14 protein-coding genes are annotated in these 16,496 nt (G+C 71.4%); 9 read left to right on the top strand and 5 right to left on the bottom strand.

Translation table 11 applies throughout. From position 1 onward, the window contains the following. Window positions 1-97 precede the first annotated feature (97 nt). Entirely contained in the window at window positions 98-3,697 is a 3,600-nt protein-coding gene (locus O9Y01_RS05995) for an L-glutamate gamma-semialdehyde dehydrogenase (protein WP_442952717.1), read from the top strand. 61 nt (window positions 3,698-3,758) lie between these two features. Here O9Y01_RS05995 and O9Y01_RS05990 read toward each other — a convergent pair whose 3' ends face one another. Then, entirely contained in the window at window positions 3,759-4,451 is a 693-nt protein-coding gene (locus tag O9Y01_RS05990) for a nitroreductase family protein (RefSeq protein WP_269630627.1), read from the bottom strand. A 198-nt stretch (window positions 4,452-4,649) separates the two neighbouring features. On the opposite strand from O9Y01_RS05990, the gene proC reads away from it, so the two are divergent. From proC to O9Y01_RS05970, 4 genes are all read left to right on the top strand, one after another. Further along, window positions 4,650-5,498 carry a pyrroline-5-carboxylate reductase gene (proC, locus tag O9Y01_RS05985; RefSeq protein ID WP_269630626.1) on the top strand — a complete coding sequence of 283 codons (849 nt, stop codon included), beginning with the start codon at window positions 4,650-4,652 and terminating at the stop codon, window positions 5,496-5,498. A gap of 14 nt (window positions 5,499-5,512) precedes the next feature. Continuing rightward, on the top strand, window positions 5,513-6,328 hold the full coding sequence (locus tag O9Y01_RS05980) for an alpha/beta hydrolase (protein ID WP_269630625.1): 816 nt from the start codon (window positions 5,513-5,515) through the stop codon (window positions 6,326-6,328). 109 nt (window positions 6,329-6,437) lie between these two features. Beyond that, a complete protein-coding gene (locus O9Y01_RS05975) occupies window positions 6,438-6,980 on the top strand; it encodes a chorismate--pyruvate lyase family protein (protein ID WP_269630623.1) in 543 nt (180 codons plus the stop codon). A 211-nt stretch (window positions 6,981-7,191) separates the two neighbouring features. Then, the gene (locus O9Y01_RS05970) at window positions 7,192-7,644 is read left to right on the top strand and encodes an anti-virulence regulator CigR family protein (RefSeq protein ID WP_269630622.1); all 453 of its coding nucleotides are present in this window, start codon (window positions 7,192-7,194) and stop codon (window positions 7,642-7,644) included. A 12-nt stretch (window positions 7,645-7,656) separates the two neighbouring features. Here the strand turns inward: O9Y01_RS05970 and ubiA are convergent, their stop codons facing one another. Continuing rightward, entirely contained in the window at window positions 7,657-8,559 is a 903-nt protein-coding gene (ubiA, locus tag O9Y01_RS05965) for a 4-hydroxybenzoate octaprenyltransferase (protein ID WP_269630621.1), read from the bottom strand. Between the two features lie 175 nt (window positions 8,560-8,734). Here ubiA and O9Y01_RS05960 point away from each other — a divergent pair, with 175 nt between their 5' ends. The 3 genes from O9Y01_RS05960 (at window position 8,735) to O9Y01_RS05950 (ending at window position 11,846) form a co-directional block, all read left to right on the top strand. Next, window positions 8,735-9,706, top strand: a complete 972-nt coding sequence (locus O9Y01_RS05960) for an MBL fold metallo-hydrolase (protein WP_269630620.1) — start codon at window positions 8,735-8,737, stop codon at window positions 9,704-9,706. Window positions 9,707-9,884: 178 nt separating this feature from the next. Further along, a complete protein-coding gene (locus O9Y01_RS05955; RefSeq protein ID WP_269630619.1) occupies window positions 9,885-10,739 on the top strand; it encodes a substrate-binding periplasmic protein in 855 nt (284 codons plus the stop codon). A gap of 561 nt (window positions 10,740-11,300) precedes the next feature. Further along, window positions 11,301-11,846 (top strand): porin family protein, encoded by a 546-nt coding sequence (locus O9Y01_RS05950; RefSeq protein WP_269630618.1) that lies wholly within the window; start codon window positions 11,301-11,303, stop codon window positions 11,844-11,846. 72 nt (window positions 11,847-11,918) lie between these two features. Here O9Y01_RS05950 and O9Y01_RS05945 read toward each other — a convergent pair whose 3' ends face one another. Then, window positions 11,919-13,547, bottom strand: a complete 1,629-nt coding sequence (locus O9Y01_RS05945) for a peptide chain release factor 3 (RefSeq protein WP_269630617.1) — start codon at window positions 13,545-13,547, stop codon at window positions 11,919-11,921. A gap of 94 nt (window positions 13,548-13,641) precedes the next feature. Next, window positions 13,642-13,962: a DUF2917 domain-containing protein gene (locus O9Y01_RS05940; protein WP_269630616.1), complete on the bottom strand. Its 321-nt coding sequence runs from the start codon at window positions 13,960-13,962 to the stop codon at window positions 13,642-13,644. A gap of 151 nt (window positions 13,963-14,113) precedes the next feature. Between O9Y01_RS05940 and O9Y01_RS05935 the strand changes: the two genes are divergently transcribed. After that, window positions 14,114-15,586, top strand: coding sequence for an aminotransferase-like domain-containing protein (locus O9Y01_RS05935; protein ID WP_269630615.1), 1,473 nt, complete (start codon window positions 14,114-14,116; stop codon window positions 15,584-15,586). Between the two features lie 117 nt (window positions 15,587-15,703). Here the strand turns inward: O9Y01_RS05935 and O9Y01_RS05930 are convergent, their stop codons facing one another. Then, complete coding sequence (locus O9Y01_RS05930; RefSeq protein WP_269630614.1) at window positions 15,704-16,399, bottom strand: hypothetical protein; 696 nt, start codon at window positions 16,397-16,399, stop codon at window positions 15,704-15,706. Window positions 16,400-16,496: the final 97 nt, after the last annotated feature.

Genomic DNA, 16,496 nt, shown 5'->3' with positions numbered 1-16,496 from the left:
CTACTGCAGGTGGGTTGATGTTCTGAATTTAATTCAGCTTCAACCTGCATAAAGTTCAGGCTTTCACTAATTCGACCGCGTTCAAAAGGGGATCTCCATGACCGCCTTCACACTTCTGCCCGAACACGCCCGCCTGCCGGACCCGTACCGCGAGGAAATCCCCGTGGTGCAAGCCCTGGCGGCCAGCCTGGGCCGGGGCCTGGACTGGAACGCGGTGATCGCCACCGCCGCCCCCTGGGTGGACCAGGTGCGCAACAACCCGGCGCCCTTCTGGGCCATGGAGTCCCTGCTGCGCGAGTACCCCATCACCAGCAGCGAGGGCCTGGCCCTGATGCGCCTGGCCGAGGCCCTGCTGCGTGTGCCGGACGCCCCCACCGCCATCGCCCTGACGGCCGACCAGCTGGGCCGCGGCAGCTTCGACGGTGGCTCCGAGGGCCCGCACAAGATGCTGGCCAGCCTCTCCGCCACGGCCATCTCGCTGTCCAAGAAGTTCCTGCCCGAGAACGAAGGGCAGGGCGGCCTGCTGACCCGCCTGGGCGCGCAGACTGTCGTCGCCGCCACCGTGCGCGCCATCCAGCTGCTGGGCCGCCAGTTCGTGCTGGGCCGCAACATCCAGGAAGCCATGAAGGAGGCGGACGACGCCCGCCGCGTGCAGTCCCAGCTGCGCTTCAGCTACGACATGCTGGGCGAGGGCGCCCGCACCGAGGCCGACGCGCGCCGCTACCACGCCGCCTACGTGAACGCCATCGAGGCCATCGCCGCAGGCCGCAAGGCCGAGTCGCCCGAGGGCTCGGACGGCATCTCCATCAAGCTCAGCGCCCTGTTCTCGCGCTACGAAGTGCTGCACCGCGAGCGCGTGTTCGCCGAGCTGCTGCCGCGCGTGTGGGTGCTGATCGAGAAGGCCGCGCAGGCCAACATCAACCTCACGATCGACGCCGAGGAGGTCGACCGCCTGGAGCTCTCGCTGGACGTGCTGGACGCGCTGTCGGCCCGCATCGCCGCGCACTTCCCGCAGTGGCGCGGCTTCGGTCTGGCCGTGCAGGCCTACCAGACCCGCGCCCTGGCCGTGGTCAACGAGGTGGCCGCCATCGCCCGCAAGCACGGCCTGAAGTTCATGGTGCGCCTGGTCAAGGGCGCCTACTGGGACGGCGAGATCAAGCGCGCCCAGGAGAACGGCCTGGCCGCCTACCCGGTGTTCACGCACAAGCAGCACACCGACGTCAGCTACCTGGCCTGCGCGCAGGCGCTGATCCAGCATGCCGACGTGATCTACCCGCAGTTCGCCAGCCACAACGCCGGCACCATCGCCGCCATCGTGCAGATGGCCCGCACGGCCGGTGCCAAGTTCGAGATGCAGCGCCTGCACGGCATGGGCGAGGGTATCTACCGCGAGGTGCTGAAGGACGCCAGCATCCCCTGCCGCGTCTACGCTCCCGTGGGCGAGCACCGCGATCTGCTGGCCTACCTCGTGCGCCGCCTGCTGGAGAACGGCGCCAACAGCTCCTTCGTCCACCAACTGGCCGACCCGAGCGTCAACGTGCAGGAGCTGCTGGGCTCGCCGCTGGCGCAGGTGCAGGGCCGCGGCGCGCTGCCCCTGCCGCTGGACCTCTACCGCGATGAATCCGGCCGTGGCCGCGCCAATTCCAAGGGCGTGGACCTGACCGCCCTGGACCAGCGCCAGCCCCTGCTGGCCGCGCTGGAGAAGACCGTGGTCGGCCCGGTGGCCGAGGCCACGCCGGGGGAGATCGGCGCCGCCATGGAGCGTCTGCAGGCGGGCTTCAAGGGCTGGAACGCCACGCCGGTCGCCCAGCGTGCCGCCATCCTGCGCCGCGCGGCCGACGCGATGGAAGCGCGCCTGCCCGAGTTCTGCGCCCTGCTGGTCAAGGAAGCCTTCAAGACCCAGGGCGACTGCGTGGCCGAGGTCCGCGAGGCAGTGGACTTCCTGCGCTACTACGCCGACGAGGCCGAGAGCCAGGCCCCGCTGATGCAGGGCCGGGGCGTCTTCGTCTGCATCTCGCCCTGGAACTTCCCGCTGGCCATCTTCGCGGGCCAGGTCGTCGCGGCCCTGGTGACGGGCAATGCCGTCGCCGCCAAGCCGGCCGAGCAGACGCCCTATGTGGCCCTGAAGGCCGTCGAGCTGCTGCACGAGGCTGGCGTCCCTGCCGATGCGCTGGCGCTGCTGCACGGCCCCGGTGAGACCGTCGGTGCCGGCCTGGTGGCCCATCCGCTGACCGCGGGCGTGTGCTTCACCGGCTCCACCGTCGTGGCCCAGATCATCAACAAGACCCTGGCCGCCAAGGACGGCAGCGAGATCGTCCCGCTGATCGCCGAGACCGGCGGCCTCAACGCCATGCTGGTGGATTCCACCGCCCTGCCCGAGCAGGTGGTGGATGCCGTGGTGCAGAGCGCCTTCCGCTCCGCCGGCCAGCGCTGCTCGGCCCTGCGCCTGCTGTGCGTGCACGAGAGCATCGCCGACGGCGTGATCGAGATGATCAAGGGCGCTGTGCAGGAGCTGTGGGTGGGCCAGCCGGCCGAGCTGGCCACCGACGTGGGCCCGGTGATCGATGACGAGGCCTTCGACAACATCGCCCGCCATGTGGAGCGCCTCAAGCGCGAAGCCCGCCTGATCGCCGAGGCACCGGTGCATGACAAGCTGCCGCGCATCATCCGCCCGGTGGCCTTTGAGATCGCCAAGGTCTCAGACCTGGGCCAGGAGATCTTCGGCCCGGTGCTGCACGTGCTGCGCTGGAGTGGCGAGGTCGACGGCGTGCTGGAGCAGATCAACGCCCTGGGCTACGGCCTGACCATGGGCATCCAGACCCGCATCGACAGCCGTGCCCTGCGACTGGCCGAGAAGGCGCGTGTGGGCAACATCTACGTCAACCGCAACATCATCGGCGCGGTGGTGGGGGTGCAGCCCTTCGGCGGCGAAGGCATGTCGGGCACCGGTCCCAAGGCCGGCGGCCGCCACTACCTGCACCGCTTCTGCGCCGAGACCGGCGCGGCGCCGGTCGTGGGCGGCGGGCTGATCGCAGGCAGTGCCGATGCCAGCCAGCTCAGCAGCCGTCTGGCTGCCCTGCAGGCCGCGCAGGCCACCTGGGCTTCGGTCGAGCTGGCCCAGCGCGTGGCCGTGCTGCGCCGTGCCGCGGAGGGCGCCGAAGGCCCGGTGGCCGCCGTGCTGCGTGCCCATGCGCAGCAGGCCGAGCATGGCCTGCAGGACCAGGTCCTGCCCGGCCCCACGGGCGAGAGCAATGAGCTGCGCCTGCATGGCCGCGGTGTCTTTGCCGTGCTCAGCGAGGGGGCCGACGACGCCCAGATCGCCGCCGCCCTGGGCGGGGCCCTGGTGGCCGGCAATGCCGTCGCCCTGGTCGGCGACGGTCGCTGCGAGGCCCTGCGCCAGCGCCTGGTGCAGGCGGGCGTGCCCGGCACCGCCGTGGCCGTGCTGCCGGTGGACCTGGCCCATGGCCTGCTGAGCGCACCCGCGCTGGCCGGCGTGGTGGTGGCCGCGAACGACATCGCCCTGGCCCGCGCCGTGCTGCGCCGCCTGGCCGAGCGCCAGGGCGCCATCCTGCCGCTGATCACCGCCGCCGACGCCGCCAACCCGCGCCAGCAGTACCGCTTCGCGGCCGAGCAGACGCTCACCATCAACACCGCGGCCGCCGGCGGCAATGCGGCGCTGCTGGCGGGCATGCACTGAGACGCGGCCTGGCGGGGGTCAGGTCTTGCCCGGCACATCGTCCCGGGCAAGACGGCCCGGCTCAGAGCCAGGTGCTGATCTGCGCCAGCGGCTTCTTGAGGCCGCCGTGCACCGGCACCTGGCAGCCCGGCTTCGGGTAGCCCACCACCAGCAGGATCACCGGCTTTTCGCTGTCCGGGCGCCGGCACAGGCCGTTGAGAAAGCCCATGGGGCTGGGCGTGTGCGTCAGCGTGGCCAGGCCGGCGTCGTGCAGGGCACTGATCAGGAAGCCGGTGGCGATGCCCACCGACTCCGGCACGTAGTAGTGGCTGAAGCGCTCGCCCTGCGCATCGACGCCGTACTTCTGCGCAAAGATGGCGATCAGCAGCGGGGCCTCCTCCAGAAACGGCTTGTTCGGGTCCGTGCCCAGCGGAGCCAGGGCGCGCAGCCATTCCTCGGGGGCGCGGCCGTTGTAGAAGGCGTGCTCTTCCTCCTCGGCCGCCTCGCGGATCTGGCGCTTGAGCGCCGGGTCCTCGATCACCGCGAAATGCCAGGGCTGCTGGTTGGCGCCCGAGGGCGCGGTGCCGGCGGCCAGCAGGCAATGCTCGATGACCTCGCGGGGCACCGGGCGGCTGTCGAAGTCGCGCACGGTGCGGCGGCGCTTCTGCTGCTCGTAGTGCGCCAGGGCGCGGGCCTTCATCTCGTCGGCAGGCAGCTCGCGGTAATGCGCCAGGGACTCCATGGGCGGCAGGGGATGGGCTTGATTGGTCTTCATCTGGTCTCCTCTCGTGACTCCGGGCGCGAGCTTAAGCAGGTGGACCATCCCTGCCAAGTCGACGTTATCCCCAAGACCGGTGCCGCCCGGCTGTCCGGCGGCCCCGTCTGCACCGGCCCATGCCCCTCTTACACTGGCCCCGGCGCAGCGCCGCCGGGCGCCGGCACCGTCATCCCTCCACTCCCTGACACCGACTCCATGAACAACACCCTGGCCTTCATCGGCGGCGGCAACATGGCCAGCGCCATCCTGGGCGGCCTCCTGCGCGCCGGACGCTCGCCGGATTCCCTCCTCGTCGTCGAGCCCTACGAGCCGCAGCGCCAGAAGCTGGCGGCGGAGCTGGGGCTGCAGGCCCTGGCGGCCCCGGACGCCTCGCTGGCCCGGGCGGGCCTGGTGGTCTGGGCGGTCAAGCCGCAGCTGTTCGCCGAGGCCGCGGCGCCCTGCGCCGGCCTGCTGGGGCAGGCCCTGCAGCTCTCGGTGATGGCGGGCATCCGTTCGGAGGACATCGCCCGCGCCACCGGCAGCGAGCGCGTGGTCCGCAGCATGCCCAACACGCCAGCGCTGATCGGCCAGGGCATCGCCGGACTCTTCGCCCGGCCGGCGGTGACGGCCGGGGATCGCGAGCTCGTCGAGACCGTGCTGGCCCCCACGGGACGGACCGTCTGGGTGGCGCAGGAGTCCGACCTGGACGCCGTGACGGCGCTGTCCGGCTCCGGCCCGGCGTATTTCTTCTATGTGGTCGAGGCCCTGGTGCAGGCCGCGCAGGAGATGGGCCTCAGCGAGGCCCAGGGCCGCGAGCTGGCCCTGGCCACCTGCGCCGGCGCCGCCGCCCTGGCCCTGCAGTCGGGCGATTCGCCGACCGTGCTGCGCGAACGTGTCACCTCCAAGGGCGGCACCACCCATGCGGCCATCAGCGCGATGCAGGCAGCGGGCGTCGGCCCGGCCATCGTTCAGGCCGTGAAGGCCGCCCAGCGGCGGGCCCGCGAGCTGGGCGAGGAGTTCGCCCCGCCCGTGCACGGCGGCGCTGGAAGCCAGGGCGGCGCCTGATCGTGGGAGGCGGCATGCGGATGAAGCCGTCGCTGGTCCTGGCGGCGCTGGCGTGGCCGCTGCTGGCGGCCGCGGACTGTGGCCGCCTGGAGCAGATCAGCGCCCACGAGGGTCAGGTCTTGCCGTTCGCGGTCAGTGCGCCCACTGCGCCGGCGCGTGGCATCAGCCTCGTCCTGCTTGCCGGCGGCCACGGGCACGTGGGTCTGGACGCCGCGGGCTGCCCCACGCAGCTCAAGGGCAATGCCCTGCTGCGCGCCCGGCCGCTGTTCCAGGCGCGGGGCTACGAGGTGGTGACGCTGGACGCGCCGGCCGACTACCGCGGCGATGACGGCCTGGCCGGCTTCCGCATCGATCCCGCCCATGCCCAGGACATCGGCCGCGTGCTGCGCTGGCTGCGAGGGCAGGGCGCCCGCGAGGTCTGGCTGCTGGGGACCAGCCGCGGCAGCATCTCGGCCGTCAACGCTGCCGCGCGCCTCTCGGGCGAGACGGCGCCGGACGGCCTGGTGCTGAGCTCGGTGCTGAGCACCAGCGTCTCTGCGCGCAAGTCCTGGGCGGGCCACCATGTCTTCGACCTGCCGCTGGATCGCATCCAGCAGCCCACCCTGCTGCTGGGGCATGTCGACGACAGCTGCCCGCGCTCGCCGCCCAGCGGCCAGGAGCGGGTGGCGCAGCGCATCGGCGCTTCGGCCCGCACGCAGCTGATCAGCGGCGGGCAGGGCCCCGTCAGCGGCCCCGACGCCTGCGAGGGCCGCTCACCGCATGGCTTCTGGGGGCAGGACGCCGACATGGTGGACGCGACGCTGGCCTTCATCGAGTCGCGGCCGCGCTGAGACCGGGTGCGGGCCGCCGCCGCGGCCCTACACTCACGCGCCGTGAGCGCCAATCCCGAACTCTCCCGCCTGGCGGACGATCCCGCCTGGCCCCCTGTTGCCGTCTGACATGGGCATTGCTTCCCGCCATTCCCTGCGTGACTGGCTGTGCGCGCCCGGCAGCCTCAGCCGCCGTCTGGCCCGCCTGGGCCAGCGCTTCGAAGTGCAGGTGCTGCGCCAGGGCGTGACGCCGCTGCGCGCGGCCGAGCGCCAGGCCCTGGGCCTGCCGCGGCGCGGCTGCACGGTGGTGCGCGAGGTGCTGCTGCGCGTGGACGGCCAGCCCCTGGTCTGGGCCCGTTCGGCGCTGCACCAGTCCTCGCTGGCCGGCCCCTGGAAGGCGCTCAAGGGTCTGGGCTCGCGGCCCCTGGCCCACCTGCTCTATGACGACCCGCGCATCCAGCGCAGCGAGCTCCAGCCCCGCCGCCTCGCCCGCTTCGGCCACACCCGCCGCCAGATGGCGCGCCAATGGCTGGCCGCGACGGGCGAGCTGCCGCCCGCGCAGATGCTGTGGTCGCGCAACTCGGTCTTCCGCCGGGGCGGGGCGCCGCTGCGGGTGATGGAGCTGTTCGTGCCGGCGGTGGCGGCGTTCAAGCCGGGCAAGCGGCCGCGCTGAGCCTGTAGCGCCACCGTCCCTGCCTGACCTGATCTGCTCGATGCAGCGGATGTCATGACTTGCCCATCCCTGGCCACGTGCGCGGCGAGTGCACGCAGCGCCTCGCGCTGAGGTTCTCGGTCGTTCGCGTCAGGCCCGCTGCGGTCCACAATGCGCACATCCGCCGTGCCTCGTGCCCCGGGGCGCCCGGCTCACAAGAAAGGAAGTCCCCATGCAACGCCGCCACCTGCTGCCCCTGCTGCTCACGCCCCTGGCCCTGCCCGCCCTCGCCAATCCGCCCGAGGGCCGTGGTCACGGCAAGGGGCGCAACAAGCACGAGGACCGCAATGACCGCGATGAGCGCGCCGACGGCACGAGCGTGAGCGTGCGCGGCGACGCCGGCGGTCTGGTCAGCGTCAACATCAGCGTGGGCGACGCCCGCCTGTGGGTGCGCGAGGCCGGCGTGCGCGAACGCTATGCCGACCTGCCGCCGGGCATCCGCAAGAACCTGGCGCGCGGCAAGCCCCTGCCTCCGGGCATTGCCAAGCGCCTGCCGCCGCCCGCCCTGCAGCAGCGCCTGCCGCATTACCCCGGCTACGAGTGGCAGGTGTGCGGCAAGGACCTGGTGCTGGTGGCCGTGACCACCCTGGTGGTGGCCGCGGTGCTGAACTCGGTCTTCGACTGAGCCCCGTGCCGCTCAGCGCAGGCTGAGGTCGGCCACCGTGCCGGCGAAGATCGCGAAGCCCACCCAGTGGTTGGCGCGGAAGGCGCGGAAGCAGCCCTCGCGGCTGCGGTCGCGGATCAGTGTGTAGTGCCAGGCCACCTGGGCCGCCGCCACGGCCAGCCCCAGCAGGAAGACCTTGCCCAGGCCCAGGCGCAGGCCCAGAAAGGCCCAGGACGCCAGGAAGACCGCGTAGAAGGCCATCACGCCCGCCACGTCGAAGCGGCCCAGGGTGATGGCGCTGGTCTTGATGCCGATCTTGAGGTCGTCGTCGCGGTCGACCATCGCGTACTCGGTGTCGTAGGCCAGCACCCAGAACAGGTTGGCCACCAGCAGGGCCCAGGCCGACTTCGGCACGGCCGCCTGGATGGCCGCCAGGCTCCACTCACTGCCGCCCAGGGCCGCCGAGAAGGCCATGGGGATGCCGAAGCTGAAGGCCACGCCCAGCACGGCCTGGGGCATGTTCACCACGCGCTTGGCATAGGGGTAGAGCAGGGTCACGGCCAGGGCCGCGAAGGACAGCAGGATGGTGGGCGCGTTGGTCGTCAGCACCAGGCCGAAGGCCAGCAGGGCCAGCACGGCGCCCACGACCAGCGCCTCCTTCACCGAGACCGCGCCGCTGGTCACCGGCCGCTGGGCAGTACGCTTGACGTGCTTGTCGAAGTCGCGATCGGCGACATCGTTGACGCAGCAGCCGGCCGAGCGCATCAGCACCGTGCCGGCGGTGAACACGGCCAGCAGGTGCCAGCCGGGAAAGCCGTCCGCCGCCATCCACAGGGCGGCCAGCGTGGGCCACAGCAGCAGCAGCCAGCCGGCCGGACGGTCCCAGCGGATCAGGTTCAGGTAGAGGCTCAGTCGGGAAGGGACGGCGGAACTCATGCAGGCATTGTCACCCGGTCTGGCGACGGCAATGCCCCTGGCGTGGCGGGCCGAATGCGCCGCCGCTATGCTGCCTTCCCGCCAGGACTGCCGGGCTTCCCGGGCGTCCTGCACCTTGTATGCGGGCCTGTCGCACGGGCGAGAGGCTCGGCCGCATTCCCAACCGGAGGACTTCATGAGCGCACGCGCAACCATCCCGCAACTGTCCCGCATCTGCATGGGCCTGGGCCTGGCACTGGCCGTCTCGCTGCCGGCCCTGGCAGCCGCCCCCCAGCAGAAGAACCAGGCACCGGGCTTCTACCGCCTGGCCCTGGGCGACTTCGAGGTCACCGCGCTCAACGACGGCACCGTGGACCTGCCGGTGGACAAGCTGCTGACCGGCGCCAAGCCCGGCCAGGTCGAGAAGGCCCTCAGCCGCGCCTACCTGAAGGCGCCGGTGGAGACCTCGGTGAATGCCTTCCTGGTCAACACGGGCAGCAAGCTGGTCCTGATCGACACCGGCGCGGCCGGCCTCTTCGGCCCCACGCTGGGCCGTCTGCTGCTCCAGCTGAAGGCGGCCGGCTACCAGCCGGAGGAGATCGACGAGATCTACATCACCCACTTCCACGGCGACCACGTGGGCGGCCTGCTCTCGGCCGGCAAGGCGGCCTTCCCCAATGCCGTCGTGCGCGCGGACCAGCATGAGTCCGACTACTGGCTCAGCAAGGAAGCGATGGACAAGGCCCCGGCCGAGGCCAAGAGCGGCTTCGAGGGGGCGCAGATGTCGCTGAAGCCCTATGTGGACGCCGGCCGCTTCAAGCCCTTCAGCGGCCCGACGGAGCTGCTGCCTGGCATCCGCGCGGTGCCGACGCCCGGCCATACGCCGGGTCACAGCATCTACGTGATCGAGAGCAAGGGCCAGCAGATGGCCTTCTGGGGCGACCTGATGCACGTGGCCGCCGTGCAGTTCCCCGACCCCAGCGTGACCATCCAGTTCGACAGCGACTCCAAGGCCGCCGCGCCCCAGCGCAAGAAGGCCTATGCCGAGGCCGCGGCCAAGGGCTACTACGTGGCCGTGGCGCATGTGAGCTTCCCCGGCATCGGCAAGCTGCGCGCCGATGGCAAGGGCTACACCTGGCTGCCGGCGAACTACAGCACCAAGTTCTGAGCCGGCGCTGCCCCGCGCCGCTGGCGCTTCGGCTGCATCTGCAAACGGTTGTGTTCATGGCCGTGTTCACGAAGGGCCGGGAAAGTGCCGGTCCCTGGCCGACCCGCGCTTGCCTGCGCAGGGCGACTCATCAAGAATGGGGCGGCTGCGTCGGCCTTGGCCGGCCAAGGAGAAGCGTTTGAACCTGCGTGCTGTCGGGCGTTGGGTGTGGCTGCTGGGGGCCCTGCTGGTCGGGGTCCCGGGCGCCTGGGCGCAGTCCGGGGCCCCGGGGGCGGGCGCCATGCCCGCGACGCAGGCCAGCGGCGTTGCGCCTGGGGGGCAGGTCTTGCTGGTGCTGTCCGACCCCTGGTGCCCCTACAACTGCCAGCCCGACAGCGACAGGCCGGGCTATGTGGTGGAGATGCTGCGCGAGATCTTCGCGCCGCCCACCTGGCAGCTGAAATACCAGATCGTGCCCTGGGACCGCGCCCTGCAGCAGGTGCGCGAGGGGCAGGCCGCCATCGCTCCCGAGCTGACGCGCGAGCAGGCCCAGCGCCTGGGGCTGCTGATCGGCCATGAAGCCGTGGGCGAGCCGGCCGACTGCCTCTACGTGGCCGCCGGCAACCCGCTGCGCTTCAGCCAGGCCTCCGACCTCGACGGGCTCCGTCAGGTGGCCGTGGTGTCGGGCTACGAATACGAGTTCGCTTTCGGCGAGTGGATCAGCCGGCCGGAGAACAAGGCCCGCGTGGTGCTGACCCGCGGCGCCAATCCCGCCGAGGTCAATGCGCGCAACCTGGCCCGCGGGCGCCTGGACGGCGTCATCGAGAGCGCGGCGGTGATGCACATGCTGGTCAAGCAGCTGCGCCTGCAGGACAAGATCCGCGAGGCCGGCTGCCAGCAGGCCTCGCCGGTCTATGTGGGCTTCAGCCCGCGCCTGCCCAACGCCGCGCAGCTGGTCGAGCATTTCGACCAGGGCATCGCCGAGCTGCGCCGCAGCAAGCGACTGGCGCGCATCCTGTCCCGCTACGGGCAGCAGGACTGGAAGGCGGACTGAGCGCCCGGCCGCCCGCCCGCCACACGCCGCCCTCGCTGAAGTGGGCCCAGGCCCAGCGCAGCACGCCCAGCAGGGTCAGTGCCAGCCACAGCGCCCAGGCCAGCATCAGCAGCCGGTAGACCCACAGCGGCATGCTCAGCAGCTGCACGCTGCTGGACTGGCCGGCAAAGCGGTCGGCGTACCAGTGCAGCACGTGGGCGTCGGAGTCGTGGCCGATCACCCGCAGGTCCGGATAGCCCAGCAGCCCCACGCTCAGCGCATTGAGCAGCACGACCAGCGCGAGCAGCGATCCCAGCACCAGCAGCAGCTGCAAGGCGTTGTGGGTGCGGCGCCCCAGGTGCGCCAGCCAGGCCGCGAGATGGCGGCCACTGTGCCAGATGCCTGGCGCGCTGCGCTCAGGGCTTGCCAGTACCGTGCGCACCACGGGTCCTGCCCGGCCACGGGCACCGGGCCTGGGCGAGCTGCGCCCGGGCGAAGGGGGGGACGGAGGGGGAGTGCCGCTCCGGCGGGGTCCCACGCCCTATGCTCGCGCTCCGACGAACACAGGAGGAGTGAGACACCATGAGCAGACACAAGACGTGGCGCAGGGCCCTGGCGATGGCCGGCATCGCCCTGGCGTGGGGCTTCGCGGCTTCGGCCCGGGCCGCGGAACCAGGCGTTTATGTGGCGCTGTCCGTCGGCAAGGCCGATGGCAGCGGGCCGGCCTACAAGGAGGGCGCCGACCCATCGCTGGGTATGGCCGTGGGCTGGCGCGTCAGCGAGCAGCTGGCGGTGGAGGGCTTCACGCGCGAGCTGAGCTTCATCCGCTTTCCCGAGCTCTTCGGCCGCACGGACGCCTACCAGATCCCCGACCGGCACGTGGGCCTTGCCGTGGAAGGCACCCTGGCGCTGAGCGAGGGCTGGGGCGTGTTCGGTCGCGCGGGCATCGGCCGCACGAAGATGGTGGGCTCCACCACCGGCCGCCGCCTGGACACCGTGACCGATCCGACCCTGGGCGCCGGCCTGCGCTACGGCCTGGGCAGCGGCTGGGCCTTCAAGCTCGGTGCCGAGCGCTATGGCAAGAGCAAGGTCAACGCCTACTACCTGGCCCTGCAGTACCAGTTCTGAGGCCTGAAGGGCCAGTCCGCCATGCAAAAGGGGCTGCCGCGGCAGCCCCTTGCTCCGGCAGGCGCGACGCGCTCAGCCGTCCAGGCGCTGCTGGAAGACCAGGCCGGCGTGCTCGCGCAGGGCGTGGAACTTGATCTTGGGCCAGTTGGCCTCGATGGCACGCAGCTCGGGTGCGTATTCCACCAGCACGGTGGGCGCATCGACGGCGTCGTAGGCCATGCGGAAGTCATTGGCGTTGATGAAGCGCTTGAGTTCGGCTTCATCGTCGCAGGTCACCCAGCGCGCCACCTGGAAGCGGCTGGGCGTGATGCGCGCCTTGACGCCGTACTCGTGCTCCAGCCGGTGGGCCACCACCTCGAACTGCAGCTGGCCCACGGCGCCCAGCAGCAGCACGCTGCCGGCCACGGGGCGGAAGACCTGGATCGCGCCTTCCTCGCCCAGCTGCTGCAGGCCGGCCTTGAGCTGCTTGGTCTTGAGCGGGTCGGCCACCTCCACGGAGCGGAACATTTCCGGCGCGAAGAAGGGCAGGCCGGTGAACTGCAGGGCTTCGCCTTCGGTGATGGTGTCGCCCAGCTGCAGCACGCCGTGGTTGGGGATGCCGATGATGTCGCCGGCGAAGGCCTCGTCCAGCAGCTCGCGGCGCTGCGAGAGGAAGCTCACCACGGTGTTGGGGCGCAGCTCCTTGCCCGAGCGAACGACCTTCAGCCGCATGCCGCGCTCGAAGTGGCCCGAGGCCACGCGCAGGAAGGCAATGCGGTCTCGGTGGGCCGGGTCCATATTGGCCTGGATCTTGAACACCACGCCGCTGAACTTGGGCTCCTCGGGCTTGACCACCCGCTGCATGGCGCCGCGTTCGCCAGGGGCCGGGGCCAGCTCCACGAGCGCGTCCAGCACCTCCTGCACGCCGAAGTTGTTGACGGCGGAGCCGAAGAACATGGGCGTCTGCTTGCCGGTGAGGAACTGCTCCAGGTCGAAGGTCGGTGCGGCCTCGTTGACCAGCTCGATCTCGCCCTTGGCGTTGTCGTACTGCATGCCGAAGCGCTCGGCGTAGGCCGGGTTGTCCAGGCCAGCCAGCACTTCCTCGTCGCCCGCCACGCGGTCCTCGCCGGGGGCGAAGACGCGCATGCGCTCCTGGCGCAGGTCCATCACGCCATGGAACTGCTTGCCCATGCCCACGGGCCAGGTGAAGGGCACCACAGCCATGCCCAGCTCACGCTCGATCTCGTCCAGCAGGGCCAGCGGCTCCTGGACCTCGCGGTCCATCTTGTTGACGAAGGTGAGGATGGGCGTGTTGCGGGCGCGGCAGACCTGCAGCAGGCGGCGGGTCTGGGGCTCGACGCCGTTGGCCGCGTCGATGACCATCAGGGCCGCATCGACGGCCGTCAGCACGCGGTAGGTGTCTTCCGAGAAGTCCTGGTGGCCCGGGGTGTCCAGCAGGTTGATCACGCAGTCGCGGTATTCCATCTGCATGACCGAGGAGGCCACCGAGATGCCGCGCTGCTTTTCGATCTCCATCCAGTCCGAGGTCGCATGGCGGCTGGCCTTGCGCGCCTTCACCGAACCGGCGATCTGGATGGCGCCCGAGAACAGCAGCAGCTTTTCCGTCAGCGTGGTCTTGCCCGCGTCAGGGTGGGAAATGATGGCGAAGGTGCGGCGGCGGCGCACTTCCGTCTCGATGCGGGTGGACAGCTCGGTGGACATGGGTTCGGGAGTCCGTGCCCGCTGCGGACGACACCGCGCGCTGGCCAGACCTTTTTTGGGGAAGGCGCGGATTATCGCAGGGCAGGGCCCGGCTTCACTCGGGCGCCAGGCGCACCCAGGCCGGTGCCGCCTGTTCGGCGCTGAGGTGCAGGCGGGCCGCTTCCTGCAAGCGCAGCACCTCGCCGCTGTCCAGGAACAGGTCCTCGGCGTGGCCTTCACGGCTGATCCACACCCGCCCCTGCAGGATGCGGAGCTCACCGCCGGCGGGGCAGTCCAGGGCCTGGCTGTGGCCGCTGGCGGCCAGCACCAGCAGCTGGCTGGCCGGCAGGGGTTCCGGCACCGCGGCCGCCCTGGGCGCGGGGCGCAGGGCGTGGGTGGATGAGCGCGAGGAGGGGGGCGGCAGGGTGGTGTCCATGCCTCCACTGTCGCGGCGCCCCGGCCCGGCCGCCAGACACAGGCCGCGGCGAAGGCCGGCAGGACAGTGGCGTGGTCGAGCCATCTGTATGGGTTGAGGGGCCGGGCATCTGTACTGCCTGCCCGCTTGCCGGCCAGTACACAATCCCGTGATGACTGCCGCAGCGCTGCCTGAATCCCCCGCCACCGCCCGTCCGCAGGAGGGCGGCGCGCTGTACCTGCGCATCGCCCACACCCTGGCCGAGGCCATACGCCAGGGCAGCCTGGCGCGCGGCCAGCGCCTGCCTTCGGTGCGGGAGACGGCCCGCCAGTACGGCGTGGCGCTCAGCACCGTGGTGCAGGCCTACCACTGGCTGGAGGACGCCCGTCTGGTTGTCGCCCGGCCGCGCTCGGGCTTCTTTGTCGCGGCCAGCCGCTCGACCCAGCTGCCCGAGCCCACGGTGGGCCGGGTGCCGCGGCGGGCGCAGCCGGTGCATGTGGACGTGCTGGGCCAGCGCCTGCTGGGGCTCCAGGACCGCCAGGCGCTGGTGAGCTTCAGCAGCGGCACGCCGGGGGCGGCCATGCTGGACGCAGATCGCGTGCGCCGCACCCTGGTGCGCGCCGTGCAGCGCCACCGCCATCTCCTGTGCGAATACCCGGGCCCCAACGGGCACGAGGTGGCGCGCCAGGCGCTGGCGCGCTATGCCCTGGGCCTGGGCTGCAGCCTGGATCCGGAGCGCATCACCCTGACCGCCGGCTGCATGGAAGCCATCAGCCTGTGCCTGCGTTCCGTGACGCAGCCGGGCGATGTGGTGGCCATCGAATCCCCCACGCACTACTCCTTCCTGGAGCTGCTGCAGAGCCTGCACCTCAAGGCCCTGGAGATCCCCACCCATCCGCGCCACGGCCTGTCACTGGACGCGCTGCAGCTGGCGCTGGACACCCAGCCGGTCAAGGCGGTGCTGGTGGTGCCCACGCTGAGCAATCCCCTGGGAAGCTGCATGCCCCTGGCCGAGCGCCGGCGGCTGGCGCAGATGGCCAGCCAGCACGATTTCGCCGTCATCGAGGATGCGGTCTACAACGACCTGGTCTTCAGCGACGAGCTGCGGCGCACGGTGAAGAGCTTCGACACTACCGGCCACGTCATGCTGTGCGACTCCTTCACCAAGACGGTGGCGCCGGGCCTGCGCCTGGGCTGGGTGGAAGCCGGGCGCTGGACCGCGCGCCTGCGCCAGCTCAACAACGTGCAGGGTGCCCAGACGGCGGTGATCGAGCTGGCCATGGCCGAGTTGCTCGCGCAGGCCGGCTATCTGGCGGGCATGCGCCAGCTGCGCAGCTGGGCGGCGGCACGGCTGGAAGAGGCCCGCAGTCTGCTGGCCGAGCACTTCCCGCCCGGCACGCGGGTGAGCGACCCGCCCGGCGGCTTCCTGCTGTGGGTGGAGTTGCCGCGGGGCCTGGACGCGCAGGCGCTGTTCGAGGCCGCCCAGGCCGAGGGCATCCTGGTCGCGCCGGGGCGGCTGTTCAGCGCCCACGAGCGCTTCAAGAACTGCGTGCGCATCGGCGTCGGCGCCGACTGGACGGATCGCCACCCGCAGGCGCTGGCGCGGGTGGGACAGCTGGCCTGCGAGCTGTTGCGGCGGGCCTGAGCCGGCACCGCCAGGGGCAGCGAGGCGCCCCTGACCCCGGACGCTGCCGGCAAGCGCTGAAGCGGCCAGGGCCCCTGCGCGGGGTCAGGTCTTGCCATCGAAGGCCTGGGCAGCCCGCTACTGGATCGAGGCCGGCAGCTCGTAGCTGACCAGCGGCGACGAGAGATCGCGTGCATCCAGCTCGATGGCCGTCAGCTTCTTGCCCTTGGCATACAGGATGAACAGCCGGCCGCTGTCCAGCAGTCGGGCGTCCAGAAGCCGGTCTGCCTTGTCGGCAAGCAGGCGGTAGCCCTTGCCGTCCGGCGCCGACACCGCGATCTGCTGGGCGTCCGAGGCCGAGAGCCGCTCGTCGCCGCTGCTGTCGACGCTGACGGTGACATGGACGTAGGCGACGGCCTCCCGCGTCTTGCTCCCGTATTCACTGGAAGGCAGCGCTTCGGAACTGAGAATGACGCTGTCCATTGACGGGAGCAGCCAGTGGGCCGAGCGCCGGGATGGGTCGACGTAGAGATAGTTCCGCACGGAGCCGGCTTCCTTGGAGCCCGAGCCCAGCGCATAGGTCTGCTGCACGGTCAGCGGCGCGCGCAGCAGCGGACTGCCGTGGATGGGGCCGAAGGCACCGAGCTCCGCCCGGCTGTCCCGGACGTCGCCCAACGCCGTGCTGGCTATGTCGTCCACATGCCGTGTCCGCATCGCGTCCTTGAGCAGCAGATAGCCGGCGGCTGCCAGGAGGGCGGTCGCGAGGAGTCCGACCACGAGGATGATCAGGGCATTGACCCGCCAGAGCAGGGTGAAGAAGCGTCGTGTCTGCATGGAACTCCTGGTGCGGGCGGGCGGACGGCTCAAGCGCCCGGCGTCCGGCCGCCATTGTCCAGCGCTGCGCCTGCGGCGCCGCCCCACCAGGGCGAGC

This window comes from Pelomonas sp. BJYL3 (assembly GCF_027257975.1).
Lineage (GTDB): Bacteria > Pseudomonadota > Gammaproteobacteria > Burkholderiales > Burkholderiaceae_C > Roseateles_B > Roseateles_B flavus.
Note: the sequence above shows the minus strand (reverse complement) of the source record. Positions and strands in the feature narration are given on the sequence as shown.